The sequence below is a fragment of the Streptomyces sp. NPDC059989 genome (assembly GCF_042736975.1).
Classification (GTDB): domain Bacteria; phylum Actinomycetota; class Actinomycetes; order Streptomycetales; family Streptomycetaceae; genus Streptomyces.
In genome coordinates this window covers 84,145-108,596 of record NZ_JBHWUO010000001.1, presented here as the reverse complement: position 1 = coordinate 108,596, position 24,452 = coordinate 84,145, and the positions used below count along the sequence as shown (strand labels likewise).

The following is a 24,452-nucleotide window of genomic DNA, read 5'->3' as shown; positions in this document are numbered from 1 at the left end:
CAGGGAATTCACAGGTAGGGACAAGAACGCTCTCAGAGGCGCCGGTCAGCGTGGTCGCATGACCGCGACGACCACCTCCCACGCGTCCACGTCCACCAGCAACCCCACGGCCCTGGTGCGGCCCGACGGCGGCCCCTGCCGGGTGCTCGTCGTCGACGACGAGGCCTCGCTCTCCGAGCTGCTGTCCATGGCCCTGCGCTACGAGGGCTGCGAGGTCCGCAGCGCCGGCGACGGCGCGGGCGCGGTACGGGCGGCCCGGGAGTTCCGGCCGGACGTGGTGGTCCTCGACATCATGCTCCCCGACATGGACGGGCTCGCCGTCCTCGGGCAGCTGCGCAGGGAGATCCCCCAGCTCCCCGTGCTGTTCCTGACCGCCAAGGACTCCCTCGAGGACCGGATCGCGGGCCTCACGGCGGGCGGCGACGACTACGTCACCAAGCCGTTCAGCCTGGAGGAGGTCGTGGCCCGGCTGCGCGGCCTGGTCCGCCGTTCGGGCGCCGCCCAGGCGGCGCGCGGCGGCTCGGTGCTGGCCGTCGGCGACCTGCGGCTCGACGAGGACAGCCACGAGGTGGTCCGGGGCGGCCGGGAGATCCACCTGACCGCGACCGAGTTCGAGCTGCTGCGCTACCTGATGCGCAACCCGCGGCGCGTGCTGAGCAAGGCGCAGATCCTGGACCGGGTGTGGTCGTACGACTTCGGCGGCCAGGCCAACGTGGTCGAGCTGTACATCTCCTACCTGCGCCGGAAGCTGGAGAGCGGGCCCGGCATGGCCCCGATGATCCACACCCGGCGCGGCGCCGGCTACCTGATCAAGCCGGCCGAGTAGTGGCGATCCGGCTCCGCCCCGGGCGGCCCCGCCGCCCCTGGTCCCTGCGGACCCGGCTCGTCGTCTCCGCGGTGGCGCTGATCGCCGTGGTGGGCGCGGCCATCGGGACCGTCACCACCCTCGCCCTGCGCTCGTACCTGGTCGACAAGCTCGACGAACAGCTGCGGATCTCGGTCGACATGGCCGCCTCACCTCCCGGCATGCAGAAGGCGATCAGGGAGGGGAAGTCCGTCCTCGGCCCCGGCACCCCGCTCGGAGCCGTCGGATTCCGCATCGACTCCGACGGCAAGGTGTTCGGGGCCGACCGCAGCGTGCGCGACGAGGACCCCGAACTCAAACGCCGGCCCCTCACCGAGGCCCAAACAGCGGTCCTCGCCAAGGCCGCCCGCACGGCCGGGCAGGGCCGTAGCACGCCCGTGAACCTGAGCCTGCCCGAGCTGGGGTCGTACCGCGTGCTCGCCGCGCCCGACGGGAGCCTCGTCCTCGGCTTCCCGCTCCACGAGGTCGACTCCACCGTCAACACCCTGATCGCGGTCGAGGTCTGCGTCACGCTCGCCGGGCTGATCGCGGCCTCCCTGGCCGGGCAGGCCCTGGTCGGCGTCGCCCTGCGCCCGCTGCGCCGGGTCGCCGCCACCGCCACCCGGGTCTCCGAACTGCCCCTGCACAGTGGCGAGCCCGCCCTCCACGAGCGGGTCCCGGACGCCGAGGCCGACCCCCGTACCGAGGTCGGCCAGGTCGGCGCGGCCCTCAACCGGATGCTGGGCCACGTCTCCTCCGCCCTCACGGCCCGCCAGCAGAGCGAGATGCGGGTCCGGCAGTTCGTCGCCGACGCCAGCCACGAGCTGCGCACCCCGCTGGCCTCCATCCGCGGCTACGCCGAACTGACCCGCCGGGGGCGGGAGGAGCCCGGCCCCGACACCCGGCACGCCCTGGGCCGGATCGAGTCCGAGGCCACCCGTATGACCGGCCTCGTCGAGGATCTGCTGCTGCTCGCCCGGCTCGACGCGGGGCGCCCGCCCTCCACCGGCCACACCGACACCGACCTGGCCCCCCTCGTGGTCGACGCCGTCAGCGACGCCCGGGCCGCCGGCCCCGAGCACCACTGGCGCCTGTGCCTGCCCGACGAGCCCGCGGCCGTCCGGGCGGACCCGGCCCGGATCCAGCAGGTCCTGGTCAACCTCCTGGCCAACGCCCGCACCCACACCCCGGCCGGCACCACCGTCATCGCCCGTGTTGAGCTGGGGGCACCCCCAGCGGTAGCTGGGGGAGAAACATCCGCCGTCCGGCTGCGGATCGAGGACGACGGGCCCGGTATCCCGCCCGCCCTGCTCCCCCACGTCTTCGAACGCTTCGCCCGCGGCGACGCCTCCCGCTCCCGGGCGGCGGGCTCCACGGGACTCGGACTCGCCATCGTCCACGCCGTGGTCACCGCCCACGGCGGGCAGGTCGGCGTACGGAGCGAGCCGGGGCGGACCTGCTTCGAGGTCCTGCTGCCCCTCGCGCCCGGCACCGCCCAAGCGGCCGCGGACTCACAGACGGACCACAGGCTCACCACACAACGGTGACAGGCCGCCCGGTGAGGGTCGGAGCATGCGAACCGACACCTCTCCCGGTGCCCTTCCGGCACGGGCGCCCCTCGCGCCCGTGCCCGGCGAGCCCGTCCTCGACGTGGTGATCCCGGTCTTCAACGAGGAGAAAGACCTCGGCCCCTGCGTACGCAGGCTGCACGACCACCTCACCCGCACCTTTCCCTACCCCTTCCGGATCACCGTCGCCGACAACGCGAGCACCGACCGCACCCCCGAGGTCGCGGGCGCGCTCGCCGCGGCCCTGGACGGCGTGCGCAGCACCCGGCTGGAGGAGAAGGGCCGCGGCAGGGCCCTGCGGACCGTCTGGTCCGACTCCGAGGCGCCCGTCCTCGCCTACATGGACGTGGACCTCTCCACCGACCTCAACGCCCTGCTGCCGCTGGTCGCCCCGCTGATCTCCGGCCACTCCGACCTCGCCATCGGCACCCGGCTCGCCCGTTCCTCCCGGGTCGTGCGGGGAGCGAAGCGGGAGTTCGTCTCCCGCGCCTACAACCTGATCCTGCGCTCCTCCCTCGCCGCCCGGTTCAGCGACGCCCAGTGCGGGTTCAAGGCCATCCGGCGGGAGGTCGCCGAGCGGCTGCTGCCGCTGGTGGAGGACTCCGGCTGGTTCTTCGACACCGAGCTGCTCGTGCTCGCCGAGCGGGCCGGACTGCGGATCCACGAGGTGCCGGTGGACTGGGTGGACGACCCCGACTCCACCGTCCACATCGTCAGGACCGCCACCGAGGACCTCAAGGGCGTCTGGCGGGTGGGCCGGGCGCTGGCCGTGGGCGCGCTCCCGCTCGACCGGCTCGCCCGCCCCTTCGGCGACGACCCGCGCGACCGCTCCGCCCTGCCCGGGGTGCCGGGCGGGCTGGCCCGCCAGCTCCTCGGCTTCTGCGCCGTCGGAGCGCTCTCCACCCTCCTCTACCTGCTGCTGTACTCCGCCTTCCGCGCCGGAACCGGCCCGCAGCTCGCCAACGGAGCCGCCCTGCTGCTCTCCGCCGTGGCCAACACCGCCGCCAACCGACGGCTCACCTTCGGCGTCCGCGGCCGGGACCGGGCCGTGCGCCACCAGGCCCAGGGGCTGGTGGTGTTCGCCATCGGACTGGCCCTGACCAGCGGCTCGCTCGCCGCCCTCGGGGCGGCCGCGGCCCATCCCGCGCACAGCACCGAGCTGGCCGTCCTGGTCACGGCCAACCTCGCCGCCACCGTGCTGCGGTTCCTGCTCTTCCGCGCCTGGGTCTTCCCCGAGCGGCGCGGCCCCGAGATCACTACGCCCAAGGACGGCCGATGACCACGGCAGCACTTCCCCTCTTCCCGGCCGCCGAGGCCCGCGCCCATACCGGCCGGCCGCGCTGGGAGCGCCCCGCCCTCGCCGGACTCCTGATCGCCACCGCGGCCCTGCTGCTGTGGGACCTGGGCTCCTCCGGCTACGCCAACTCCTTCTACTCCGCCGCCGTGCAGGCGGGCAGCGAGAGCTGGAAGGCCTTCTTCTTCGGCTCGTCGGATGCCGGGAACTCCATCACCGTCGACAAGCCCCCGGCCGCCCTGTGGCCGATGATGCTGTCGGTCCGGCTGTTCGGGCTCGGCTCCTGGCAGATCCTCGTCCCGCAGGCGCTGATGGGTGTGGCGACGACCGCGGTGCTGTACGCGGCCGTACGGCGCCAGTTCGGGCCGGGGGCCGCGCTGCTGAGCGGCGCCGCCTTCGCGCTCACGCCCGTCGCCGCGCTGATGTTCCGCTTCAACAACCCCGACGCGCTGCTGACCCTGCTGCTGACGGTCACCGTGTACTGCCTGCTGCGGGCCCTGGACGGGGCGCACACCCGATGGCTGCTGTGGGCGGGCGTCGCGGTCGGCTTCGCCTTCCTCACCAAGACCCTCCAGGCCTTCGTCATCCTGCCGCCGCTCGCCCTCCTGTACGCGGTCTGCGCGCCCACCCGGCTGCGCAGGAGGCTGGGCCAGCTGCTGCTGGCCGGGCTCGCGATGGTGGTGGCCGGCGGCTGGTGGGTGGCCATCGTGGAACTGTGGCCCGCCGCCTCCCGCCCGTACATCGGCGGCTCGCAGAACAACTCCTTCCTGGAACTGACCCTCGGCTACAACGGCCTGGGGCGGATCAACGGTGAGGAGACGGGCAGCGTCGGAGGCGGGGCGCGGACCGGCGGGGCCGGAGCCGGGGCCTACGGTCTGCCCGAGGGCGCCCCGGGCATGCGGGCCGGCGGCGGGGGCGGCGGCTGGGGGGAGACCGGTATCGACCGGCTGTTCTCCGGCAACATCGGCGGTCAGATTTCCTGGCTGCTGCCCGCGGCGCTGGTGCTGCTCGTGGTCGGCCTGGTCGTCACCTGGCGGGCCCGCCGGGCCACCGACTCGCTGGAGGGCATGGCCCGGGCGGCCTTCCTGGCCTGGGGAGGCGGGCTGCTGATCACCGCGGTGGTCTTCAGCTTCATGGAGGGCATTTTCCACGAGTACTACACGGTGGCGCTGGCGCCGTTCGTGGCCGCGTTGGTCGGCATGGGCGTGGCCGTGCTGTGGGAGGAACGCGGCAGCCGGGCCGCCGCGTTCACCCTGTCCGGGGTGCTCGCGCTGACCGCGGTCTGGTCGTGGGTGCTGCTGGGCCGGGCCACCGACTACCTGCCGTGGCTGCGCTGGACGGTGCTCGTGGGCGGGCTGCTCGCGGCGGCCGCGCTGCCGTTCGCCGCGGCGGCGGGCCGGCGTGCGGTCATGGCCACGGCCGCGCTGGGTCTGGGGGCGGCGCTGGCCGGGCCGTTCGCGTACTGCCTGACCACGGTGAGCACCGGGCACACCGGGTCGATCGTGACCGCCGGGCCGGCGGTGGCGGGCGGCCGGGGCGGGCCGGGCGGCATGATGTTCGGCCCCGCCGGTGAGCAGGGGATGGGCGGCTTCGGCGGGCCGGCCGGTGCCGGTACCGGTGCCGCTGCCGGTGGTGCCGGCGGTGTTCCGCAGGGCGGGGCCCAGGGGGGACCGCAGGGCGGTTCGGCGGCTCCCGGCGCGGTACCGCCCAACGGACCGGGCGGTCAGGCCGGTCAGGCCGGTCAGGCCGGCCAAGGCGGTCAGGGCGGGCGTGGGTTCGAGCGGGCCGGCGGCGGCCAGGGCGGGCCCGGCGGCGGCCTGCTGAACGGCGCCCAGGTCGGCGCCGAGGCGAAGGCGGCCCTGCGCGCCGATGCCGGCGAGTACACCTGGGCGGCGGCCGCCGTCGGCTCGCAGAACGCGGCGAGCTACCAGCTGGCCTCGGGTGAGCCGGTGATGGCGATCGGCGGCTTCAACGGCAGCGACCCCTCGCCGACGCTGGAGCAGTTCAAGACGTACGTACAGGAGGGCAGGATCCACTACTTCATCGCCCGGGGCGGGACCCGGGCGGGCGGCGGTGGCCCGGGCGGGGCCACCGGCACGGCCATCGAGAACTGGATCAAGGCCACCTTCAAGGCCACCACGGTCGGCGGAGCCACCTTCTACGACCTGACGGCCCCTACGGGGGGAGTCGCATCCTGATCCGGTCTCACGGGTGGCCACAGCACTAGCATCAAGAGGGCGGACCGGGCATTCCGGGCTGATCCACCTGGTGTGAGGAGGGTGCCTCCATGGCGACCGCGGGCGATTGCGGGGAGATCCGGACCAGTGTGTGGCTGGCCGTCAGGCCCGCCGCTCCCGCCAGACGCCGCAGCGAGGCGCCCTCCGGGCTCGACCGGGAGCGGATCACCGCCGCCACCGTGCGGCTCCTCGACGCCGAGGGGCTGGGCCGGTTCTCGATGCGGCGGCTCGCCGCCGGGCTCGGGGTGACCGCGATGTCCCTGTACTGGTACGTGGACACCAAGCACGATCTCCTCGAACTCGCCCTGGACAGTGCCCTGGGCGAGCTGGCCCTCACCCCCGGCCCGGCGCCGGACGGCTGGCCGGGCCGGCTGCGGGTGCTCGCCCGGGGCTACCGGCGGGTGCTGGCGGACCACCCCTGGGTGGCCCCGCTCACCGCCGCCTACCCGAACATCGGCCCGCACGCCCGGGCCTTCGACGCCGCCCTCCAGCGGCTGCTGGACGCCACCGGCCTGGCGGACTCCGCCCGGACCGGGGCCCACCTGGCCGTCTCGCAGTTCCTGCACGGGTGCGGGGGCGCGGTGCGGCGGGCGCCCGAAGGGGACTTCTGCCTCGCGCTCGACGTGCTGATCGCGGGCATCGAGGCGAAGGCCACCGCCTAGGTTCAGGCGGTGGCCTTCGTGCGTTCCACAGGGCCGGATCAGGCCTTGGCCGGTACCTCGGCGGGGGTGGCGTCCGCGGGGTCGGCGTCCGCGGGGTTGGCGTCCGAAGGGTTGGCGTCCGCCTGGCCGGAGACCGCTGCCGGGGCGTGGGGGGCCGGCTTCGACTTCAGCGCGACCTCCTTGATGAACAGGCAGAGCAGCAGGGCGAGCAGCGCGGTGGGCGCCGCGTAGAGGAAGACGTCCCCGACGCCGTGCCCGTACGCCGACTCGACGACCGTACGGATCGGCGCCGGCAGCTTGTCGAGGTCGGGGATGCCGCCGCCGCCCGTGCCGCCGTGGCCGAGCGCCGCGGCCTTGGGGCCGAGGGCGGTCAGGCCGTCCTTCACGTACCCGGTCACTTGGTGGGCCATGACCGCGCCCAGCGCCGAGACGCCCATGGCGCCGCCGAGCGAGCGGAAGAAGGTGACGACGGAGCTGGCCGCGCCCAGGTCCTCGGGGGCCACCTGGTTCTGGGTGGCGAGGACCAGGTTCTGCATCATCATGCCGAGACCGAGGCCGGTCAGCGCCATGTAGACCGCGATGTGCCAGTACGGGGTGTCGTAGCGCAGGGTGCCCAGCAGTCCGAGTCCGGCCGTCAGCAGCACGCCGCCGGCGACGAGCCAGGCCTTCCACTTACCGGTCTTGGTGATCACCTGACCGGAAACGGTGGAGGAGACGAAGAGCCCGCCGATCATCGGAATCGTCAGGATTCCGGACATCGTGGGGGACTCGCCGCGGGCCAACTGGAAGAACTGGCTGAAAAACACGGTCCCCGAGAACATCGCGATGCCGACGAAGAGGGAGGCCGCCGAGGCGAGCGAGATGGTCTTGTTGCGGAAGAGCCGCAGCGGGATGATCGGGTCGCTCGCGCGGGACTCGACGAGGACGAAGAGCAGGCCGAGCGCCACCGCGCCGCCGGTCATCGCCCAGGTCTGCCAGGAGATCCACTCGTAGGAGTCGCCGGCCTGCGTGACCCAGATCAGCAGCAGCGAGACGGCGCCGCTGATCAGGAAGGCGCCCAGCCAGTCGACCTTGACGTCGCGGCGGACGACCGGGAGGTGCAGGGTGCGCTGGAGCACGATCAGCGCGATGATCGCGAAGGGCACGCCGACGTAGAAGCACCAGCGCCAGCCCAGCCACGCGGTGTCGGTGATGACGCCGCCCAGCAGCGGGCCGCCGACGGTGGCGACGGCGAAGACCGCGCCGAGGTAGCCGCTGTACCGGCCGCGCTCGCGCGGGGAGATCATCGCGGCCATCACGATCTGCGCGAGGGCGGACAGGCCGCCGACACCGATGCCCTGGACCACGCGGCAGGCGATGAGCATGCCGGTGTTCTGGGACATGCCCGCGACCACGGAGCCGAGGACGTAGATCACGAGGGATATCTGGACCAGCAGCTTCTTGCTGAAGAGGTCGGACAGCTTGCCCCAGAGCGGGGTGGCGGCCGTCATCGACAGCAGGGCCGCGGTGACCACCCAGGTGTAGGAGGACTGGGTGCCGCCGAGGTCGCTGATGATCTGGGGCAGGGCGTTCGAGACGATCGTGGAGGACAGGATCGCGACGAACATGCCGAGCATCAGCCCGGACAGTGCCTTCATGATCTGTGGATGGGTCATGGACGTGCTGTCGGACGTCGTCTCCGACCTGGTCATGTTGTTCCTTTGGCTAGAAGCTCGATCGGAGTCGGGCCAGCAGGGTGTTGAGTACGTCGATGTCCTCGGGGGACCAGTCGGCCAGCGCTCTTTCCAGCGCGGCCGTGTAGCGGGCCCCGAGTTCGGCCAGCAGGGCCCGTCCGGCCGGGGTGAGCCGCAGGATCCGGCAGCGGCCGTCGCCCGGGTCGGGCTCGCGGTCGATCCAGCCGTGCTCGGCCACGTGCGTGACGTGCCGGCTGGTGACCGAGATGTCGACGGCCATGAACTCGGCCAGCCGACTCAGCCGCATCTCGCCGTGCCGGTCGAGCACGGTGAGGACGGCGGCGGCGCCGGGCGGGCAGTCCGGGGGCAGGACGCGGGCGAGGTCGCGCTTGACCGCGCCGATGCCGGTGAGCTGGCGGGCCAGCTCCTCGTGCCGGGCGGCCGGCCCCGCAGCTCCGGCCGGCCCCACAGCTCCGGCCGGGCCGGCCGGTCTTGTCCGCGGCATCCCCGTTGCTTCCGTCGTCTGCGTGGCCACCGGACCGCCCCCCATCTCGTTGCTTAGAGCAACCATAGAAGCGGATGGTTGCTACAGGCAAATGAATCCTGGGGGTGGGGCGGTAAAGGAATCGGAAAACCGGCTAGGGTCCTGCTCCATGGCTGACAACCACAACTCACAGGGCCCCGAGGGCAACTACGACCCCGCGGGCAGCACCCAGATGTTCCGTGCGTTCGTCGAGGAGGCCGCGCCGGCCCGGCAGATGCCCACCGGATCGCGCCGCCAGCGCCGCGAGGAGCAGCAGCAGGCCGCCGGCTCCAAGTCGGGCGTGTGGCTCGGGGTGGGCATCGCGCTCGTGCTCGTCGTCGGCGCCGCCCTCTGGGTCGTCCTGCACTGAGTGCGGGAACGCGGGGGCGCAGGAGCCCGGGGCGCCGGACTCAGCTCCAGGCGGCCGTGACCTTCTGCGTCTCCACCCGCATGCCCAGCGGGACCCGCCAGGCCTCCACGCACACCGTGTAGGTCTGCGTCTTCGCGGCTCCGCCCGCGATGGGTGCGGGGAGCGGCTGGGTGGTGGTGATCGTGGCCCAGTCGATGCCGAGGGCGCCGATGATGTGCGTCGCGAAGGTGACCGTGCCCGAACGGGTCGCGGTGGCCCCGGTGTTGGTGAACGTGACGGTGACCCGCTCGCACCAGCGGTCGGTCGCGGCCGCCCGGGCCGGCGCGGACAGCGTGAGCCGCGCCGGGGTGGCCGGGGGCGCAGGCGGGGTCGTTCCGGGCTTCGTCCCGGGGGGCGTGGGCGTGCCGGGGGATCCCGGGGTGCTCGGCGTTCCGGAGGTCCCGGGGCTGCCGGGTGGTGTGGTGGTCGGGCCGGCCCCGGGTGCGACCCCGGGGATGCCTGCGGAGCCGCCGGGGGCGGTGGTCGTGGCTCCGCCCTGGGCGGAGCCGGCAGACGGCTCGGACGCCGGAGTACCGGTCGGCGTACCGGATGAGGACGCGGAGGATCCGCCCGCCGCGGACGGGCCGCCGAGCTGCTGGAACTCCACCTGTCCCCGGGGCGCCACGTTCTCCCCCGGCCCCCGCTCGGGGCCCGGGGCCGCGGCGCCCACGGCGACGTAGCCGTCCCGTGCAGGGCCGCCGCAGCCGGTGAGGCCGGCGACGGCCGTGCAGCACAGGGCGAGGAGGGCGGCCGCGCGAGGTGCGCGAGCCGAGCCGGGTGTGCGAGGTCCCTTTCGCATCGCGCCAGTTTTGCTGACGCTCCGTCAATTGGGAACCCCGCGGCTCCCCGTCACTCCCCGATGAGGCCTACGCGCAGCTGCGCGAGCGTACGGGTCAGCAGCCGGGAGACGTGCATCTGGGAGATGCCGACCTCCTCGCCGATCTGCGACTGCGTCATGTTCGCGAAGAACCGCAGCATGATGATCTGCCGCTCCCTGGGCGGGAGTTTGGCGAGCAGCGGCTTCAGCGATTCGCGGTACTCGACGCCCTCGAGCGCGGTGTCCTCGTAGCCGAGGCGGTCCGCGAGCGAGCCCTCGCCGCCCTCGTCCTCGGGTGAGGGCGAGTCGAGCGAGGAGGCGGTGTACGCGTTGCCCACGGCGAGGCCGTCGACGACGTCCTCCTCCGAGACCCCGAGTACGGCGGCGAGCTCCGGGACGGTCGGCGAGCGGTCCAGCTTCTGGGCGAGCTCGTCGCTGGCCTTGGTGAGGGCCAGGCGCAGCTCCTGGAGGCGGCGCGGTACGCGCACGGACCAGGAGGTGTCCCTAAAGAATCGTTTGATCTCTCCCACGACGGTCGGCATCGCGAACGTCGGGAACTCCACCCCGCGTTCGCAGTCGAACCGGTCGATCGCCTTGATCAGGCCGATGGTGCCGACCTGGACGATGTCCTCCATCGGCTCGTTCCGGCTGCGGAAGCGAGCGGCGGCGTACCGCACCAGGGGCAGGTTCAGCTCGATCAGGGTGTCGCGTACGTACGCCCGTTCGGGGCTGTCCGCGTCCAGGGCGGCAAGTCGCTGGAAGAGGGAGCGGGAGAGGGTGCGGGTGTCGATGGCTTCCGAGCGGACAGGCGCTGCAGGTGCTGCCGGCGCCGGGCTCTTGACGAGCGTGAGCACCTTGGAGCTGCCCTGGTCTACGGACATGCCACCCCCTTGAGGTCGCGGACGGTCGCGTTCTCTGCGCGCCCGTCGGAGGAACGCAGCCTCCACCTGAATACCGGAGGCGGGGCTGCGGCAAACGCGGTTCCAGCAGAATGTCACATGTCGGCAACACGCTGTAGCGCCAAGTCGACATATATCTCCAGCGACAGACGTGATCAGACGGGTGGTCAGCCCGTTCTGTCGGGAAACGCGTGGATGATCTCCACTCGATCCGGTTACGCCTCGATCCTGTTTGCGGATCGCAGTCGGGCGAAGCTCCGGGCGAGCAGCCGGGACACGTGCATCTGGGATACGCCCAGCTCGGCGCTGATCTGCGACTGCGTCAGATTGTTGTAGTACCGCAGGAGGAGGATCCGCTGTTCCCGCTCGGGCAGTTGTACGAGGAGGTGGCGCACGAGGTCGCGGTGCTCGACCCCGGCCAGCTCCGGGTCCTCGTAGCCGAGGCGGTCGAGCAGCCCGGGCATGCCGTCGCCCTCCTGGGCGGCCTCCAGCGAGGTGGCGTGGTAGCTGCGGCCGGCCTCGATGCAGGACAGCACCTCGTCCTCGGTGATGCGCAGCCGTTCGGCGATCTCGGCGGTGGTCGGGGTGCGGCCGTGGAGGGTGGTGAGGTCCTCGGTGGCGGCGTTGACCTGCACCCACAGCTCATGGAGGCGGCGCGGCACGTGGACGGTGCGGACGTTGTCGCGGAAGTAGCGCTTGATCTCGCCGACGACGGTGGGCATCGCGAAGGTCGGGAACTGCACGCCGCGGTCGGGGTCGAACCGGTCGATCGCGTTGATCAGGCCGATCGTGCCGACCTGGACCACGTCCTCCATCGGCTCGTTGCGGCTGCGGAAGCGGGCGGCCGCGTACCGGACGAGGGGGAGGTTGGCCTCGATGAGGGCTCCGCGCACCCGGTTGTGCTCGCTGGTGCCCGGCTCCAGCCCTTTCAGCTGCCCGAAGAGGACCTGGGTCAGGGCCCGGGTGTCCGCGCCCCGGCTCGGCGGTCTGGGGGGCACGGGGGCGGTCGCAGGGGCCGGGGCGGGAGAGGGGGCCGAGATGGAGGCGAAGGCGGAGGCGGGAGCGGCGGGAGCGGGGGGCGGTGCGGCCGGGGGTTCCTCGGACGGCTCCTGCCGGAGCTCCTGCCTCGGCTCCGGCGGCGGCTCGTGCCGGGGCGGTACCTGGGGGTCCTGCTGGGGTGGCACCTGAGGCGCAGTACTGGCCGGCACGGTCACGCCACCCCTTCAGTCAACTCAGTCAACTCATCCGTCAAAAGCGGTCATAGCATCACAACACATGTGCACTGTGTGCAAGCACCGGATATCACCGTGTTGAGGGCAAGTTGGGCATATCGGGGCATTGCGCCCAGCGGTGGGTATGCAAAAAGCCCCCCACCCGTTGGAGTGGGGGGCCGGGAAGTCCGGGAACCGGTTCAGCGTACGGGTTCAGCGCACCAGTTCGGTCATGAACTCGCCGATGCCGGAGGCGGCATCCGATATCCCTTGGAAACCGATTCCCACCATCTCGGCCGCCCGCTTGGGCTGGGTGATGATCACGAAGAGGACGAACACGGTGAGGGCACCCGTGATGAGCTTCTTGGTGTCCATGAGCGGTGACGGCCTCCCCAACCGGTCCTGCGCGGTCGGGTGAGTCTATCCGGTCAAGTTTCGACACTCACCCGGCCTTTAAGGACCAATGACCCGCCACTCCGGGTCCTTTGCCGCTGTGTCCCCGGTTGCGGTGGGCGCAGGATTGATGTGAGCCCACCGGTTCTGGCAGGAAATCGGTGGGTGAGGGACAGGACCTCACTGCGGGGTCCGAGCCGCAAGCTTCCCCCCTGACTGCGGCTCGGACTGGCAGGTTCCGTCCTCATCGGGGGAAGTGGCTTTGTCCCCCCGATGCCACTTCCCCCGTCCCACACGATGAAGGTCCCGACCCCGGTCGGGGCCTTCTTCGCGTTTCCGCGCGTCCGCCGCCTTCGCCGTGTTCTCCGCTACTGGACGGCGCCGAGCAGGTCGACGACCGGCTGTACGGGGGCGATCACGGGCATCAGCTGGTCGGGCAGCGTCGACAGCTGGTCGAGCGGGCGGACCCCCTCGCTGACCTTCGCGCCGATCTCCTGGACGGAGGTGGGCTGGGCCCCCGCGGGCATGCCCGGAGCGGCGCTGGGGAGGTCCGGGAGGGTGAGCGGGGTGAGGGGTGCGGCCGAGGCGGCGGGTGCGGCGAGGCCCGCGGCGGCCCCCGCGAGGGCGAAGGCGGCGAGGATGCGCTGGGTCTTGGTCATGCCGTGACAACGGCCGAAGGGGCGGGCGGTCACGCGGGCGTCATCCGGAGAGACGCGGGAGAGACGCGTCGGAGGAACGCCGAGAGCCCCGACCCTTGCGGGACGGGGCTCTCGATCGGAGCGGTAGTGGAGGGATTTGAACCCCCGATGGGTTGCCCCATACTCGCTTTCGAGGCGAGCTCCTTCGGCCACTCGGACACACTACCGAGATGGATCCTAGCCTAAGGAGCCTCATTCGCTGAAATCGGAATCCACCGGGCCGCTCACAGGTCGCGGAAGAAGTCGGACAGCTGCCGAGCGCACTCCTCGGCGAGTACGCCGCGCACCACCTCGGGCCGGTGGTTGAGCCGGCGGTCCCGTACGAGGTCCCACAGAGACCCGGCCGCGCCCGCCTTCTCGTCGTCCGCGCCGTAGACGACCCGGGCGACGCGCGACTGCACGAGCGCGCCCGCGCACATCACGCACGGCTCCAGGGTCACCACCAGGGTGCACCCCGGAAGCCGCCATTCCCCGAGCCGGGCGGCCGCCCGGCGCAGGGCGACCACCTCGGCGTGCGCCGTGGGGTCGCCGGTCGCCTCGCGCTCGTTGTACCCGGTGGCCAGGATCTCGCCGTCCGGGCCGAGCACGACGGCGCCGACCGGTACGTCACCGGCCGGCACCGCCCGGGCGGCCTCCGTGAGCGCGAGGCGCATGGAGGCCCGCCACGGGTCCCGTACGGGATCGCGATCGGGCACGTGGCCGAGGTCGTGCGCGTCGTGCGTGCGGGTCACTAGCGGACGGCCTCCAGGACCTCGGTGGCGCCGAGCGATTCGGCGATCTCCGAGAGGGCGTCCCCGTCCAGGCCCATGAGCTGTTTGTGGGACACCCCGAGGTCGTCGAGCAGCCGGGGGTCGCCGAGCGGTCCGGCCGGCACCGGCTCGGCGCCGGTCCCGCCCGCCTCGTCCTCGTCGTCGTCCTTGTCGGCGAAGGCGGCGATGGCGTCCTCCTCGCCGTCTTCGGTGCCGTCCAGGTCCAGCTCGTCGAGTTCGTCGTCCTCCTCGTCGCTGCCCAGCAGCTCTTTGGTCAGCATCGAGCCGTAGGAGCTGCGGGCGGCCGCGGAGGCGTTCGATACGAAGTACCGCGGGTCCTCCTCGCCGTCCACGCGGACGACGCCGAACCAGGCGTCCTCCTGCTCGATGAGGGCGACCACCGTGTCGTCGTCGACAGCGGCGGAACGGGCGAGATCGATCAGATCACTGAGGGACTCGACGTCGTCGAGTTCCATGTCGCTCGCTTCCCACCCGTCTTCGGTGCGCGCGAGCAGTGCGGCGAAATACACCGTGACTCTCCCACTGGTCTTAGGCGTGCCGGTTGGAGGTCCCCCCGGCCGGAGGTTGGGGCAAAGCGGCTGTGGTGCGTGCCGTCCTACCCCGCCCAATCGGCATCGTGGCAGAAATGGCGGCTTTGCGAGAGGTCTTCCGCGCCTACGTCGTGTCGGGCCCGGCTCGGAACCCGCTCCGCCGGGCGCGGCGCCGCTACCGGGGGCCCTGCCCCCAGCCCCCCGCGCCTCAAACGCCGGCGGGGCTCGATTTGCCTCCGGCGGCGCCTCGAACGCCGGCGGGGCTGCATGGGGCCGGGCTACCAGCGGAACGTGCGCATGCGCATTTGTTGGCGCATGCGGGCCGCGCGGGCGCGCCGGGGCTGGACGCGGTCGCGGAGTTCGCGCGCCTCCATCAGGTCGCGCAGGAACTGCGCGCGGCGCGCTCGCCGCTGGGCCGCGGTTTCCGGCGCGTCGTCGCTCGGCTGTGTGTCGGGCATCCGCCACCACCCCAGGCTGGTCGGTCGTCCCCCTCCGCTCCCACCTTCCCCCGGACGGGCCGTTTGATGCCACCCCTGTGCAGGTCAGGCGTCGTCCGAGCGGGTCGGGACCACCGCCACCGGGCCGTGGGCGTGCTGCAGCACCGCGTTCGCCACCGAGCCGATCATCAGCGACATGGCCGTGCGCCGCGGGTGGTGGCGGCCGACGACCACCAGGGCCGCCGACCGGGAGGCGGTGACCAGCCGGCCCGCCGGGTCCCCGGGTACGGCGGCCTGCTCCACCGGGACGTCCGGGTACCGGGCACGGAACGGCGCCAGGCGCGCCGTCTGCGACCGCAGCATCTCCCGCTCGGCCGGTACGCCGTCCCCCTCGTCCGCCAGCCCCTCCGGCGGGATCACCGCGAACGGGCTGTCGATCACCATCGTCGGCGCCGGCGGGATGGCGTACGCGGACACCACCTGGACGGTGGTCCCCCGCACGGCCGCCTCCGCGAACGCGAAGGCCAGTACGTCGTCGGGCGTCTCCGCGGCGTGCAGCCCGAGCACCACCCGCCCGGCGGAGGCCTCCGTCTCGGCCTCGGCGCTCCGCTCCGCGTGCGGAACCACCACCACCGGACACGGGGCCGTGGTGGCCACGGCCCGGCTGTTCGAGCCGAGCAGCAGGCTGGCGAAGCCGCCGCGCCCCCGGGAGCCCATCACCAGCATCCGCGCCTCCGCCCCGATGACCCGCAGCGCCTCGGGAACGGAGCCCTCCAGCGACTCGTACTGCACCCCCTCCGGCAGCTCGGAGCCCCCGCCCATCAGCGCCCGGATCCGGTCGCTCACCGGATCGGCGAACTCCTCCGGCTGCGAGGCGTCGTGCAGCGCCGACCGGCGTCCCGCATACAACTGCGCGTGGTCGGGCAGTACATGGGCGATCAGGAGCCCCGTACCGTGCCGCAGCGCCGCGGCTCTGGCCCACTCCAGGGCCTTGAGGCTGTGTTCGGATCCGTCGACCGCTGCGATCACCGGTGCGTTGCTCATCAGTCCAGCCTGCTGGGCACTCGCACGGCCCGCATCCCCAGGCGGTCCCGGGCGTGGCCCGGCCCGTGGACGCGAAGGGCCCGTGTCAGCGCGTAGCCTTTTGGGTGCAGGTCGCGTCTCGCGGCCGTTTTTGCAGGTCGCAGGCCGAGTTTTGGAGGATGTTGTGCGTTTGCAGGTCGTCGATCACCCCTTGGTGGCGCACAAACTCACCACCCTGCGCGACAAGCGCACCGACTCCCCCACCTTCCGTCGGCTCGCCGACGAGCTGGTGACCCTGCTCGCGTACGAGGCCACCCGCGACGTGCGCACCGAGCAGGCCGACATCGAGACCCCGGTCGGCCCGACCACCGGCGTCAAGCTCTCCCACCCGCGCCCGCTGGTCGTGCCGATCCTGCGCGCCGGCCTCGGCATGCTCGACGGCATGGTGCGGCTCCTGCCGACCGCCGAGGTGGGCTTCCTGGGCATGGTCCGCAACGAGGAGACCCTGGAGGCCTCCACGTACGCGACGCGCATGCCGGAGGACCTCTCCGGGCGGCAGGTCTACGTCGTCGACCCGATGCTCGCCACGGGCGGCACGCTCGTCGCGGCGATCCAGGAGCTGATCAAGCGCGGCGCCGACGACGTCACCGCCGTGGTGCTGCTGGCCGCGCCCGAGGGCGTCGAGGTCATGGAGCGCGAGCTCGCCGGCACGCCGGTCACCGTGGTGACCGCCGCGGTCGACGAGCGGCTCAACGAGCACGGCTACATCGTGCCGGGCCTGGGCGACGCGGGCGACCGCATGTACGGCTCCGCGGAGTAGGCCTCCCGGACCGGGGCGATCAGCACTTCTTGACGGGCGCGGGCTCGGGGTTGGCCAGGAGGGCCAGCGCCTTGTCCGCGTCCGCCTTGGGCTTAAGCTCCTTGAAGGCGTCGCCGAGGATCATGTCGATGTCCGCGGTCTCGCGGGCGTCGGTCTGCTGTGTGACGCCGGCGAGCTGGGTGCCCAGGACGGAGTAGGCGGCCTTGTCGGTCGCGGGGGAGCCGAGCAGTATCCCGGTCCCGGGGACCTTCTTGTCGAAGTCGGCCGGGGCGTTGCCGACGTTGCCGATGACGAAGCCGCGTTTCCGCAGCTCGTCGCCGACGGCCTTGGCCAGGCCCGCCCGCGGGGTCGCGTTGTAGACGTTGACCGTGATCTCGCCGGGCTGGGGGAGGACGACCGCCGGTTTCGCGGCGGCCGGCGATGCGGCGGCGGGGCCGCCCTTGGGGGCGGCCTTGGGGGAGGCGGTCGGGCAGTCCCCTGCGCCAGCGGCTGTGTTCCGTTTGGAGCTGTCGCCCCGGAACACGTCGATGAGCTGCAGTGCCCCGTAGCCGACCAGGGCGAGGGCGAGGACCGAGCCGAGTACGGCGAGGACGATGCGGCGGCGGCTCCGCTTACGGCTCATCCGCGGGTAGGCGGCTCCCGTGACGCGGTACTTTCCGCCCATGCCGGGGGGAGTGAGCATGCTCATGGGCGCAGCGTAGTGCGGCTCGGGAGCGATGCCTACTAAATGATCTGCTGATAGGTCAATGCTGACCCGAAAGGCGCAATCTACGCGAAGCGCCGCTCGCCGCTCGCCGCGGTCAGTCCATTTCGAGGACGCGGGCGTGCAGGACCTGTCGCTGCTGGAGGGCCGCGCGGACGGCGCGGTGCAGCCCGTCCTCCAGATAGAGGTCGCCCCGCCACTTCACGACGTGCGCGAAGAGGTCGCCGTAGAAGGTCGAGTCCTCGGCGAGCAGCGTTTCGAGGTCCAGCTGGCCCTTGGTCGTCACCAGCTGGTCGAGCCGGACCGGGCGCGGCGCGACGTCCGCCCACTGCCGGGTGCTTTCCCGGCCGTGGTCGGGGTACGGCTTTCCGTTTCCGATGCGCTTGAAGATCACACGGAAAGCCTACCGGGCCGGTGCCTGCGGGCGCAGCCTCGCGACGTTGGTGCAAAAGTGTCAAACAGCGCCAATTCGGGAGTGATGCATGAGCGAGAGCACCGACCCCGCCGTCTCGGCGGGCCCGGCGGACGAGATCGCCGCCGGATACGCCTTCACCGGACCAGCGCTCGATCTGGGGGCCCTCCTCTGGGACGGCCGCTGCCTGCCCGACCGTCAGATCCGCATTCCCCTGTCGATGCTCAACCGGCACGGGCTGGTCGCGGGCGCCACCGGCACCGGCAAGACCAAGACCCTCCAGCTCATCGCCGAGCAGCTGTCCGCCAACGGAGTGCCGGTCTTCCTCGCCGACATCAAGGGCGACGTCTCGGGCGTCTCGGCGCCCGGCACCGCCAACGAGAAGATCGAGGAGCGGGCCAAGGACGTGGCCCAGGACTGGGAGGCCACCGGATTCCCGAGCGAGTTCTACTCGCTGGGCGGGATCGGCCCCGGCATCCCGGTCCGGTCGACGGTGACGAGCTTCGGCCCGGTGCTCATGTCGAAGGTGCTCCAGCTCAACCAGACGCAGGAGCAGTCCCTCGGGCTGATCTTCCACTACGCCGATTCCAAGGGCCTGGAGCTGATCGACCTCAAGGACCTGCGCGCGGTGGTCGCCTTCCTCGTGTCCGACCAGGGAAAACCGGAGCTCAAGGGCATCGGCGGGCTGTCCACGGTGACGGCCGGGGTGATCCTGCGGGCGCTGACCGCCTTCGAGCAGCAGGGGGCCTCGGAGTTCTTCGGCGAGCCGGAGTTCGACACGAGCGAGTTCCTCCGTACGGCCGCGGACGGGCGGGGGCTGGTCTCCGTACTGGAACTCCCCGCGGTCCAGGACAAGCCGCAGCTCTTCTCCACCTTCCTGATGTGGCTGCTGGCCGACCTCTACAACGACCTGCCGGAGGTCGGCGACCTGGAGCGGCCCAAGCTCGTCTTCTTCTTCGACGAGGCCCACCTGCTCTTCAACGGCGCCTCGAAGGCCTTCCTGGACTCGATCACCCAGACCGTGCGGCTGATCCGCTCCAAGGGCATCGGCGTCTTCTTCGTGACCCAGACCCCCAAGGACGTGCCGGCGGACGTCCTCGCGCAGCTCGGCAACCGGGTGCAGCACGCGCTGCGCGCCTTCACCCCCGACGACGCGAAGGCGCTGAAGGCGACGGTGAAGACCTTCCCGAACTCCCCGTACGACCTGGAGGAGCTGCTGACCCGGCTGGGCACCGGCGAGGCGGTCGTCACCGTGCTCAGCGAGAACGGCGCCCCGACCCCGGTCGCGGCGACCCGGCTGCGCGCCCCGCAGTCGCTGATGGGGCCGATCGAGGCGGCGGCACTGGACCGGGCGGTGAAGTCCTCGCTGCTGTACTCGCGCTACGCGGAGCCGATCGACCGCGAGTCGGCGTACGAGAAGATCAGCGCCGAGCAGGCCGCCGCGGAGGCGGCGGCGGAGGCGGCAGCGGCGGCCGCCGAGGCGGAGAAACAGGCCAAGGAGGCCGAGAAGGAGGCGGCGAGGGCGGCGCGCAGCGCCCCGAAGCCGGATGCCTCGCTGGCCCAGCAGGTGGTGGGGAGCGGGCTGTTCCGCTCGCTGGCCCGGTCGATCGGGACGCAGCTGGGGCGGGAGATCTCGCGCTCGATCTTCGGAACGGCCCGCAAGCGGCGCTGACGGGGCCGGCCGGCGGGCCGCCCCCCGCCCAAGGCGCCCTGCTCCAGAAGGAATCCAGCGAATCCGGTGCCGCGCCCCTGGCGGGCGCTGACAGACTCGGAGCATGCGGACCGAACTCACCGACACCACGTCCAGCAAGGTCAACCGGGCCCTGCTGGCAGCCCGCCGGGCGATAGGCAGCCCCACCATGGGCCTGGTCCTGACGCTCGTCATCGCCACCGACGAGGAGAACGCCTACGACGCCGTCCGGGCGGCCTCCGAGGCCTCCCACGAGCACCCCTGCCGCATCATCGCGGTGATCAACCGGACCTCGCGGGGCCCGCACAGCCTGCGCGCGAGCCGGCTGGACGCCGAGCTGCGGGTCGGCTCGGACGCCGGGACCGGCGAGATCGTGCTGCTGCGCCTGCACGGGGCGCTGACCGGGCAGGCCGGCTCGGTCGTCCTGCCGCTGCTCGTGCCGGACGCGCCGGTGGTGGCCTGGTGGCCGGCCGACGCCCCCGCCGACCTGGCCCAGGACCCCCTCGGCGCGCTGGCCCAGCGCCGGATCACCGACGCGAACGCCGCCTACGACCCCGTTGCCGTACTCGACGAGCGGGCCGCCGCCTACCAGCCCGGCGACACCGACCTGGCCTGGACCCGGCTCACGCCGTGGCGGGCCCTGCTGGCCGCCGCCCTGGACCAGAAGCCGCTGCCGGTGACCGGCGCGACCGTGGAGAGCGAGGCGGACAACGTGAGCGCCGAGCTGCTGGCGCGCTGGCTGGAGGACCGTCTCGGGGTGCCCGTCGCCCGGCTGGAGAGCGCGGGTCCGGTGATCACCCGGGTCAGCCTCCAGACCACGGGCGGGGAGATCCGGGTGGACCGGCCGGCCGGCAAGCTGGCCACCCTGGTCCTGCCGGGCAGCCCTGACCGCAAGGTGGCCCTGAAGATCCGCAGCGACGCGGAGCTGATCGCGGAGGAGCTGCGCCGCCTGGACGCGGACGTGGTCTACGGCTCCGCGCTGCGGCGGCGGCCGCTCCAGGCCTCGCTCTCCGCGTAGTGGTTGTCGTACGTGGACGAGCTGTCCTTGATGTCCTGCACGGTGGCCTCGCCCGCGTTGACGCGGCCGAGGAGCCGGTAGTAGTCGAAGCGGCCCATGCCGGGGGTGAAGCCGACGAAGACGGAGGCCGTGTGGCCGGGGGCGGGCGCGAAGGCGTGCTTGACCCCCGGCGGGATCGCGATGAAGTCACCGGCGTCGAGGGTCTGGACCTCGTCGCCGACGAGCACGTCGAGGCGGCCGGCCGTCACGTGGAAGAACTCGGTGGCCTTGGTGTGGAAGTGCACCGGAGCGCCGGCCGCGCCCTCGTCGAAGGTGGCGGTGTTGCAGGTGAGCTCGGCGGTGTCGGTGAGCAGCGTGATGAGGCTGCCGGGGGCGTCGTAAATGGCTTCGGCGGTGGCTGCGCGGGTCGCGATCTCGTTCATGTCCCCCAATCTACGGTCCGGATAGACCGGTTCCAGGGGTCAATCCGGGGTCTGTCAGGTCGGTCAATCCGGCGAGGTCGGGGCGGGGTCAGGACGTCTTCGCGGCCTTGGCGGCGGCCTTCATCTCCTGCTTGTGGGCCCGCACCTTGGCCAGGGACTCCGGCCCGGTGATGTCGGCGGCGGAACGGTAGACGTTCGCCTGCCCGTAGCCGCCCGCGGCCTCCCGCCAGCCCTTCGGCCGCACCTCGAACCGCTTGCCCAGCAGGGCGAGGAAGATCTGGGCCTTCTGCTCGCCGAAGCCCGGCAGCGCCTTGAGCCGCTTCAGCAGCTCCTCCCCGGTCGCGGCGTCGGCCCAGACCGCCTCGGCGTCCCCGCCGTAGTGCTCCACGAGGTACGCGCACAGCTGCTGGATCCGCTTCGCCATCGACCCCGGATAGCGGTGGACGGCGGGCTTCTCGGACAGCAGGGCGGCAAAGGCCTCCGGGTCGTACGCGGCGATGGCGTGCGCGTCCAGGTCGTCGGAGCCGAGCCGCCGGGCGATCGTCCAGGGGCCCGAGAACGCCCACTCCATCGGCACCTGCTGGTCGAGCAGCATCCCGACGAGGGCGGCGAGCGGGCTCCGGCCGAGCAGCGCGTCGGCCTCGGGCTCTTGCGCGAGCCGGATGGTGATGTCCTTGTCGTTCATGGCTCCAGCGTCCCGTGCGACGGCGCTCCGCGCGCGGTCGGCGCGCGGTTGTCGGACCGCCCGCCTAGCGTGGATCCGTACCGTCGGCGCAGACAGGACACAGGAGTTGATCATGACCGAGTTCCCGGAAGGCGCGCCCTGCTGGGTGGACGCGATGTTCAAGGACGTGGAGGGCGCCAAGAGCTTCTACTCCGATGTGCTGGGCTGGACCTTCGGTGAGGCGGCGAGCGAGTACGGCAACTACACGCAGGCCTACTCCGGCGGCAAGGCGGTGGCCGCGGTGGTCCCGCCGATGCCGGGGGCGGACGCCCCGTCGCAGTGGTGTCTGTACCTCGCCTCCTCCGACGCGGCGGCGACCGCGGAGAAGATCAAGGCGGCGGGCGGCGAGCTGCTGATGGAGCCGATGCAGGTCGGCACCTTCGGCTCGATGGCGATCGCCAAGGAGCCGAGCGGCGCGGTCTTCGGCGTCTGGCAGCCGGGGGACCACAAGGGCTTCGAGAAGGTCGGGGAGCCGGGCGCCTACGCCTGGGCCGAGTTCTTCAGCCGGGACGTGGCGAAGGTGGACGCCTTCCTGCCCAAGGTCTTCCCGTACGCCACCCAGCAGATGGACATGGGTGACAGCCCGGAGGCGGAGGGCATGGACTACAGGATCTACAGCCTGGGCGGCAAGGAGAACCCGGTGCTGGGCCGGATGAACATGGGCTCCGACTTCCCGGCGGAGATCCCCTCCTACCTCCAGATCTACTTCGGCGTGGACAACTGCGACGAGGCGGTCGCCAAGGCGAAGAAGCTCGGCGGAACCCTCCACTTCGGGCCGATGGACAGCCCGTTCGGCCGCTTCGCCGCGCTGACCGACCAGCAGGGCGCGGCCTTCGCGGTGATCGACATGTCGACCACGGTCGGGGAGATGCCGACCTTCGCCTGACCACCCGCCGATCCGCCGCGGTGTGGTGCCGCGTGCCCCTGCCGGGAATTCCACGGCAGGGGCACGGGCGTATGGGGGCGACCCGCTCAATCGATCATGGCTGGAGAAATAGCGGCCTCAACCAGCGGCCCGCCAGGCCTGGTCACCCCTGATCACCCGTTTGCCCCAGCGGATTCACCCGGCATCGTCGTCCGGGCGGTCGGGAACCCGGCAGACTGTCCGCCGCGGCACATGAATGCGAGTGGCACGGGGGCGGACTTGAGAGCGCGCAGAGTGGTTGTTTCGGTCGTGGGGTGCGGGCTGGCGATGCTGGCGGCGGCCTCGTGCACGACAGCTCCCGCGCCACCGCTCGCACCGCGCCCTCTGCCCCCGCCGTCGCTCTCGCCGGAGCCGCTGCCGCTGCCGCTGCCGACGGCCACGCCGACTCCACCACCCGCGCCCGCGCCTTCGCCGACGGCGCCCGACGCGCCGTCCACCTCCGGGCCCGCCGGGGCGGTCGGGGACGCGAAGCCCACGGCCGCCGACCGGGCACTGCTGGAGCTGGTCCGCCAGGATCCGGCAGTCCATGTGCCCGGCGACGACGAGGTCATCGTCATCCGCCGGGAGCCGGACGGCCGGGCAGGCGAGCTCGCCTGGATGCCGGACGACCGGCACTACTGCCTCGCCGTGGTCCGGGAGGCCCGGGCCGAGACCGCCTGCGGATCCCTGCCGACGTTCTGGACGCGCGTCGGGATCCGGCTGGTGGCAAAGGGCAGGCCCTATCCCGACCCGGCCGGCGGCGGCCTGACGCGTACGGTCTTCTTCGCCGTCGTGGACGGCGGCCACGGCCCGTACGCGTACTCCGGAACGGGCACGCCGACCCCCGGTCTGAGCCCGGTCCGCGACGCCACGGCGGCCTTCGCCTCGGGCCGGACGCTGAGCCTGCTGACGTACGACCGCCCCGTCGCGGGCCGTGCGGCGGCCGATACGTACATCTGCGGCGCGGACAACGCCATTTGCTTCCCGTCCACAGAGGCTCTGCCCCTCCCGTCGTCGCCGTCCGCCTCGGAGCGCTGACAAGCCGTCCTTCCGATGGCATCGTGGTGGGTCCATGTCGGGGGATTTCAGAGTGAGTTGGGGGACTCGTGGGGGTTGAGCCGACCAGTGGGCCGTTACCGGATCCGGGCCCGACCGAGCCCCCGCCCGTTCCGTCGAACCCGCCGCCGCTCGGGCGTCCCTGAACGCAGCAGCGGGCTGCACGGGTGGTTCCGGTTGGCGGATGCGAGGGGTTGAACGCACGTCGGCGAAAAGGCTCGTACGGTCGATCTTGTGCGGTTCTTCCCCGGCCGCACCAGGTGTCTACGTAAGAGGTCCGACTCCCCATGAGCCTGAGCATTCGCAACCAGATCGCCGGAACCGTCACCGCCGTCACCTCCGGTGAGGCCATGACGACGGTCAAGGTCCGGCTGGAGGGCGGCCAGGAGATCACCGCCGCCATCACCACCGACGCCGCCAAGGACCTCGGCATCTCCGCGGGTTCTTCGGTCAAGGCGCTGGTCAAGGCCACCGAGGTGGCCCTGGCGACCGGCCCGGTCGAGGGCCTGTCCATCAGGAACCAGATCGCCGGTACGGTCGCCGACATCGCCGCCGGTCCGGCCATGGCGTCCGTCAAGGTCGACGTGGACGGCGGCGGACTGACCGCCGCCATCACCGCCGACGCCGTCGAAGCCCTCGGCCTGGCCGCCGGTTCGTCCGTCGTCGCCCTGATCAAGGCGACCGAGGTCTCGCTCCAGGCCGCGTAAGGGAGGTG

Annotated in this window: 27 protein-coding genes and 1 tRNA gene; 12 read left to right on the top strand and 16 right to left on the bottom strand. The window is 72.3% G+C overall.

Features of this window, described 5'->3' with window-relative positions; all coding sequences use genetic code 11:
* Positions 1-58 precede the first annotated feature (58 nt).
* The 5 genes from ACFWBN_RS00540 (at position 59) to ACFWBN_RS00520 (ending at position 6,605) form a co-directional block, all read left to right on the top strand.
* Positions 59-826, top strand: coding sequence for a response regulator transcription factor (locus tag ACFWBN_RS00540; RefSeq protein ID WP_385168233.1), 768 nt, complete (start codon positions 59-61; stop codon positions 824-826).
* Between the two features lie 5 nt (positions 827-831).
* Positions 832-2,391 (top strand): sensor histidine kinase, encoded by a 1,560-nt coding sequence (locus tag ACFWBN_RS00535; protein ID WP_385168906.1) that lies wholly within the window; start codon positions 832-834, stop codon positions 2,389-2,391.
* A gap of 25 nt (positions 2,392-2,416) precedes the next feature.
* Positions 2,417-3,691, top strand: coding sequence for a glycosyltransferase (locus ACFWBN_RS00530; RefSeq protein ID WP_385168230.1), 1,275 nt, complete (start codon positions 2,417-2,419; stop codon positions 3,689-3,691).
* Positions 3,688-5,904 (top strand): glycosyltransferase family 39 protein, encoded by a 2,217-nt coding sequence (locus ACFWBN_RS00525; RefSeq protein WP_385168227.1) that lies wholly within the window; start codon positions 3,688-3,690, stop codon positions 5,902-5,904. The genes ACFWBN_RS00530 and ACFWBN_RS00525 overlap by 4 nt, the downstream gene beginning before the upstream one ends.
* Before the next feature lie 89 nt (positions 5,905-5,993).
* Positions 5,994-6,605: a TetR/AcrR family transcriptional regulator gene (locus tag ACFWBN_RS00520; RefSeq protein WP_385168223.1), complete on the top strand. Its 612-nt coding sequence runs from the start codon at positions 5,994-5,996 to the stop codon at positions 6,603-6,605.
* 38 nt (positions 6,606-6,643) lie between these two features.
* Here ACFWBN_RS00520 and ACFWBN_RS00515 read toward each other — a convergent pair whose 3' ends face one another.
* Both ACFWBN_RS00515 and ACFWBN_RS00510 read right to left on the bottom strand, forming a co-directional pair.
* A complete protein-coding gene (locus ACFWBN_RS00515) occupies positions 6,644-8,296 on the bottom strand; it encodes an MDR family MFS transporter (RefSeq protein WP_385168219.1) in 1,653 nt (550 codons plus the stop codon).
* A 13-nt stretch (positions 8,297-8,309) separates the two neighbouring features.
* Positions 8,310-8,783, bottom strand: a complete 474-nt coding sequence (locus ACFWBN_RS00510) for a MarR family winged helix-turn-helix transcriptional regulator (protein ID WP_385168904.1) — start codon at positions 8,781-8,783, stop codon at positions 8,310-8,312.
* Positions 8,784-8,931: 148 nt separating this feature from the next.
* Here ACFWBN_RS00510 and ACFWBN_RS00505 point away from each other — a divergent pair, with 148 nt between their 5' ends.
* Entirely contained in the window at positions 8,932-9,171 is a 240-nt protein-coding gene (locus ACFWBN_RS00505) for a hypothetical protein (protein ID WP_385168216.1), read from the top strand.
* Positions 9,172-9,211: 40 nt separating this feature from the next.
* Here ACFWBN_RS00505 and ACFWBN_RS00500 read toward each other — a convergent pair whose 3' ends face one another.
* The 10 genes from ACFWBN_RS00500 to ACFWBN_RS00455 form a co-directional block, all read right to left on the bottom strand.
* Positions 9,212-10,009: a hypothetical protein gene (locus tag ACFWBN_RS00500; protein WP_385168213.1), complete on the bottom strand. Its 798-nt coding sequence runs from the start codon at positions 10,007-10,009 to the stop codon at positions 9,212-9,214.
* 50 nt (positions 10,010-10,059) lie between these two features.
* Entirely contained in the window at positions 10,060-10,908 is an 849-nt protein-coding gene (locus tag ACFWBN_RS00495) for an RNA polymerase sigma factor SigF (protein ID WP_031141513.1), read from the bottom strand.
* A 233-nt stretch (positions 10,909-11,141) separates the two neighbouring features.
* The gene (locus ACFWBN_RS00490; protein WP_385168902.1) at positions 11,142-11,966 is read right to left on the bottom strand and encodes an RNA polymerase sigma factor SigF; all 825 of its coding nucleotides are present in this window, start codon (positions 11,964-11,966) and stop codon (positions 11,142-11,144) included.
* 384 nt (positions 11,967-12,350) lie between these two features.
* A complete protein-coding gene (locus tag ACFWBN_RS00485) occupies positions 12,351-12,512 on the bottom strand; it encodes a hypothetical protein (protein ID WP_215014193.1) in 162 nt (53 codons plus the stop codon).
* 386 nt (positions 12,513-12,898) lie between these two features.
* Positions 12,899-13,189 carry a hypothetical protein gene (locus ACFWBN_RS00480; protein ID WP_385168207.1) on the bottom strand — a complete coding sequence of 97 codons (291 nt, stop codon included), beginning with the start codon at positions 13,187-13,189 and terminating at the stop codon, positions 12,899-12,901.
* 121 nt (positions 13,190-13,310) lie between these two features.
* Positions 13,311-13,395 (bottom strand) — tRNA-Ser (locus tag ACFWBN_RS00475).
* 57 nt (positions 13,396-13,452) lie between these two features.
* Positions 13,453-13,881, bottom strand: a complete 429-nt coding sequence (gene tadA, locus ACFWBN_RS00470; RefSeq protein ID WP_385168899.1) for a tRNA adenosine(34) deaminase TadA — start codon at positions 13,879-13,881, stop codon at positions 13,453-13,455.
* 77 nt (positions 13,882-13,958) lie between these two features.
* A complete protein-coding gene (locus tag ACFWBN_RS00465; RefSeq protein WP_385168204.1) occupies positions 13,959-14,507 on the bottom strand; it encodes a hypothetical protein in 549 nt (182 codons plus the stop codon).
* Between the two features lie 299 nt (positions 14,508-14,806).
* Positions 14,807-14,986 (bottom strand): hypothetical protein, encoded by a 180-nt coding sequence (locus ACFWBN_RS00460; protein ID WP_361590131.1) that lies wholly within the window; start codon positions 14,984-14,986, stop codon positions 14,807-14,809.
* Between the two features lie 84 nt (positions 14,987-15,070).
* Positions 15,071-16,009, bottom strand: coding sequence for a universal stress protein (locus tag ACFWBN_RS00455; protein WP_385168200.1), 939 nt, complete (start codon positions 16,007-16,009; stop codon positions 15,071-15,073).
* Positions 16,010-16,172: 163 nt separating this feature from the next.
* On the opposite strand from ACFWBN_RS00455, the gene upp reads away from it, so the two are divergent.
* Positions 16,173-16,808 (top strand): uracil phosphoribosyltransferase, encoded by a 636-nt coding sequence (upp, locus tag ACFWBN_RS00450; protein ID WP_214353071.1) that lies wholly within the window; start codon positions 16,173-16,175, stop codon positions 16,806-16,808.
* Positions 16,809-16,827: 19 nt separating this feature from the next.
* Here upp and ACFWBN_RS00445 read toward each other — a convergent pair whose 3' ends face one another.
* Both ACFWBN_RS00445 and ACFWBN_RS00440 read right to left on the bottom strand, forming a co-directional pair.
* The gene (locus ACFWBN_RS00445; RefSeq protein WP_385168195.1) at positions 16,828-17,496 is read right to left on the bottom strand and encodes a LytR C-terminal domain-containing protein; all 669 of its coding nucleotides are present in this window, start codon (positions 17,494-17,496) and stop codon (positions 16,828-16,830) included.
* A gap of 112 nt (positions 17,497-17,608) precedes the next feature.
* Positions 17,609-17,905: a type II toxin-antitoxin system VapB family antitoxin gene (locus tag ACFWBN_RS00440; RefSeq protein WP_017240525.1), complete on the bottom strand. Its 297-nt coding sequence runs from the start codon at positions 17,903-17,905 to the stop codon at positions 17,609-17,611.
* 88 nt (positions 17,906-17,993) lie between these two features.
* Between ACFWBN_RS00440 and ACFWBN_RS00435 the strand changes: the two genes are divergently transcribed.
* Positions 17,994-19,595, top strand: a complete 1,602-nt coding sequence (locus tag ACFWBN_RS00435) for a helicase HerA-like domain-containing protein (RefSeq protein ID WP_385168191.1) — start codon at positions 17,994-17,996, stop codon at positions 19,593-19,595.
* A gap of 103 nt (positions 19,596-19,698) precedes the next feature.
* Positions 19,699-20,631, top strand: coding sequence for a glucose-6-phosphate dehydrogenase assembly protein OpcA (gene opcA / locus ACFWBN_RS00430; protein ID WP_385168188.1), 933 nt, complete (start codon positions 19,699-19,701; stop codon positions 20,629-20,631).
* Here opcA and ACFWBN_RS00425 read toward each other — a convergent pair.
* Entirely contained in the window at positions 20,580-21,053 is a 474-nt protein-coding gene (locus ACFWBN_RS00425) for a cupin domain-containing protein (RefSeq protein WP_385168185.1), read from the bottom strand. The genes opcA and ACFWBN_RS00425 overlap by 52 nt on opposite strands.
* A gap of 88 nt (positions 21,054-21,141) precedes the next feature.
* Entirely contained in the window at positions 21,142-21,738 is a 597-nt protein-coding gene (locus tag ACFWBN_RS00420) for an HhH-GPD-type base excision DNA repair protein (RefSeq protein WP_385168182.1), read from the bottom strand.
* 112 nt (positions 21,739-21,850) lie between these two features.
* On the opposite strand from ACFWBN_RS00420, the gene ACFWBN_RS00415 reads away from it, so the two are divergent.
* The 3 genes from ACFWBN_RS00415 (at position 21,851) to ACFWBN_RS00405 (ending at position 24,444) form a co-directional block, all read left to right on the top strand.
* The gene (locus ACFWBN_RS00415) at positions 21,851-22,663 is read left to right on the top strand and encodes a VOC family protein (protein ID WP_385168179.1); all 813 of its coding nucleotides are present in this window, start codon (positions 21,851-21,853) and stop codon (positions 22,661-22,663) included.
* Between the two features lie 273 nt (positions 22,664-22,936).
* A complete protein-coding gene (locus ACFWBN_RS00410) occupies positions 22,937-23,719 on the top strand; it encodes a hypothetical protein (protein WP_385168176.1) in 783 nt (260 codons plus the stop codon).
* Positions 23,720-24,024: 305 nt separating this feature from the next.
* On the top strand, positions 24,025-24,444 hold the full coding sequence (locus tag ACFWBN_RS00405; RefSeq protein WP_385168173.1) for a molybdopterin-binding protein: 420 nt from the start codon (positions 24,025-24,027) through the stop codon (positions 24,442-24,444).
* The last annotated feature ends 8 nt before the right edge of the window (positions 24,445-24,452 follow it).

Bases quoted from the DNA above. Each gene is read 5' to 3' on its own strand.
- ACFWBN_RS00540 (WP_385168233.1), top strand. From the start codon at position 59: ATGACCGCGACGACCACCTCCCACGCGTCCACGTCCACCAGCAACCCC.
- ACFWBN_RS00530 (WP_385168230.1), top strand. From the start codon at position 2,417: ATGCGAACCGACACCTCTCCCGGTGCCCTTCCGGCACGGGCGCCCCTC.
- ACFWBN_RS00525 (WP_385168227.1), top strand. From the start codon at position 3,688: ATGACCACGGCAGCACTTCCCCTCTTCCCGGCCGCCGAGGCCCGCGCC.
- ACFWBN_RS00520 (WP_385168223.1), top strand. From the start codon at position 5,994: ATGGCGACCGCGGGCGATTGCGGGGAGATCCGGACCAGTGTGTGGCTG.
- ACFWBN_RS00515 (WP_385168219.1), bottom strand. From the start codon at position 8,296: ATGACCAGGTCGGAGACGACGTCCGACAGCACGTCCATGACCCATCCA.
- ACFWBN_RS00510 (WP_385168904.1), bottom strand. From the start codon at position 8,783: ATGCCGCGGACAAGACCGGCCGGCCCGGCCGGAGCTGTGGGGCCGGCC.
- ACFWBN_RS00505 (WP_385168216.1), top strand. From the start codon at position 8,932: ATGGCTGACAACCACAACTCACAGGGCCCCGAGGGCAACTACGACCCC.
- ACFWBN_RS00500 (WP_385168213.1), bottom strand. From the start codon at position 10,009: ATGCGAAAGGGACCTCGCACACCCGGCTCGGCTCGCGCACCTCGCGCG.
- ACFWBN_RS00495 (WP_031141513.1), bottom strand. From the start codon at position 10,908: ATGTCCGTAGACCAGGGCAGCTCCAAGGTGCTCACGCTCGTCAAGAGC.
- ACFWBN_RS00485 (WP_215014193.1), bottom strand. From the start codon at position 12,512: ATGGACACCAAGAAGCTCATCACGGGTGCCCTCACCGTGTTCGTCCTC.
- ACFWBN_RS00480 (WP_385168207.1), bottom strand. From the start codon at position 13,189: ATGACCAAGACCCAGCGCATCCTCGCCGCCTTCGCCCTCGCGGGGGCC.
- tadA (WP_385168899.1), bottom strand. From the start codon at position 13,881: ATGCGCCTCGCGCTCACGGAGGCCGCCCGGGCGGTGCCGGCCGGTGAC.
- ACFWBN_RS00460 (WP_361590131.1), bottom strand. From the start codon at position 14,986: ATGCCCGACACACAGCCGAGCGACGACGCGCCGGAAACCGCGGCCCAG.
- ACFWBN_RS00455 (WP_385168200.1), bottom strand. From the start codon at position 16,009: ATGAGCAACGCACCGGTGATCGCAGCGGTCGACGGATCCGAACACAGC.
- ACFWBN_RS00445 (WP_385168195.1), bottom strand. From the start codon at position 17,496: ATGAGCATGCTCACTCCCCCCGGCATGGGCGGAAAGTACCGCGTCACG.
- ACFWBN_RS00435 (WP_385168191.1), top strand. From the start codon at position 17,994: ATGAGCGAGAGCACCGACCCCGCCGTCTCGGCGGGCCCGGCGGACGAG.
- opcA (WP_385168188.1), top strand. From the start codon at position 19,699: ATGCGGACCGAACTCACCGACACCACGTCCAGCAAGGTCAACCGGGCC.
- ACFWBN_RS00425 (WP_385168185.1), bottom strand. From the start codon at position 21,053: ATGAACGAGATCGCGACCCGCGCAGCCACCGCCGAAGCCATTTACGAC.
- ACFWBN_RS00420 (WP_385168182.1), bottom strand. From the start codon at position 21,738: ATGAACGACAAGGACATCACCATCCGGCTCGCGCAAGAGCCCGAGGCC.
- ACFWBN_RS00415 (WP_385168179.1), top strand. From the start codon at position 21,851: ATGACCGAGTTCCCGGAAGGCGCGCCCTGCTGGGTGGACGCGATGTTC.
- ACFWBN_RS00405 (WP_385168173.1), top strand. From the start codon at position 24,025: ATGAGCCTGAGCATTCGCAACCAGATCGCCGGAACCGTCACCGCCGTC.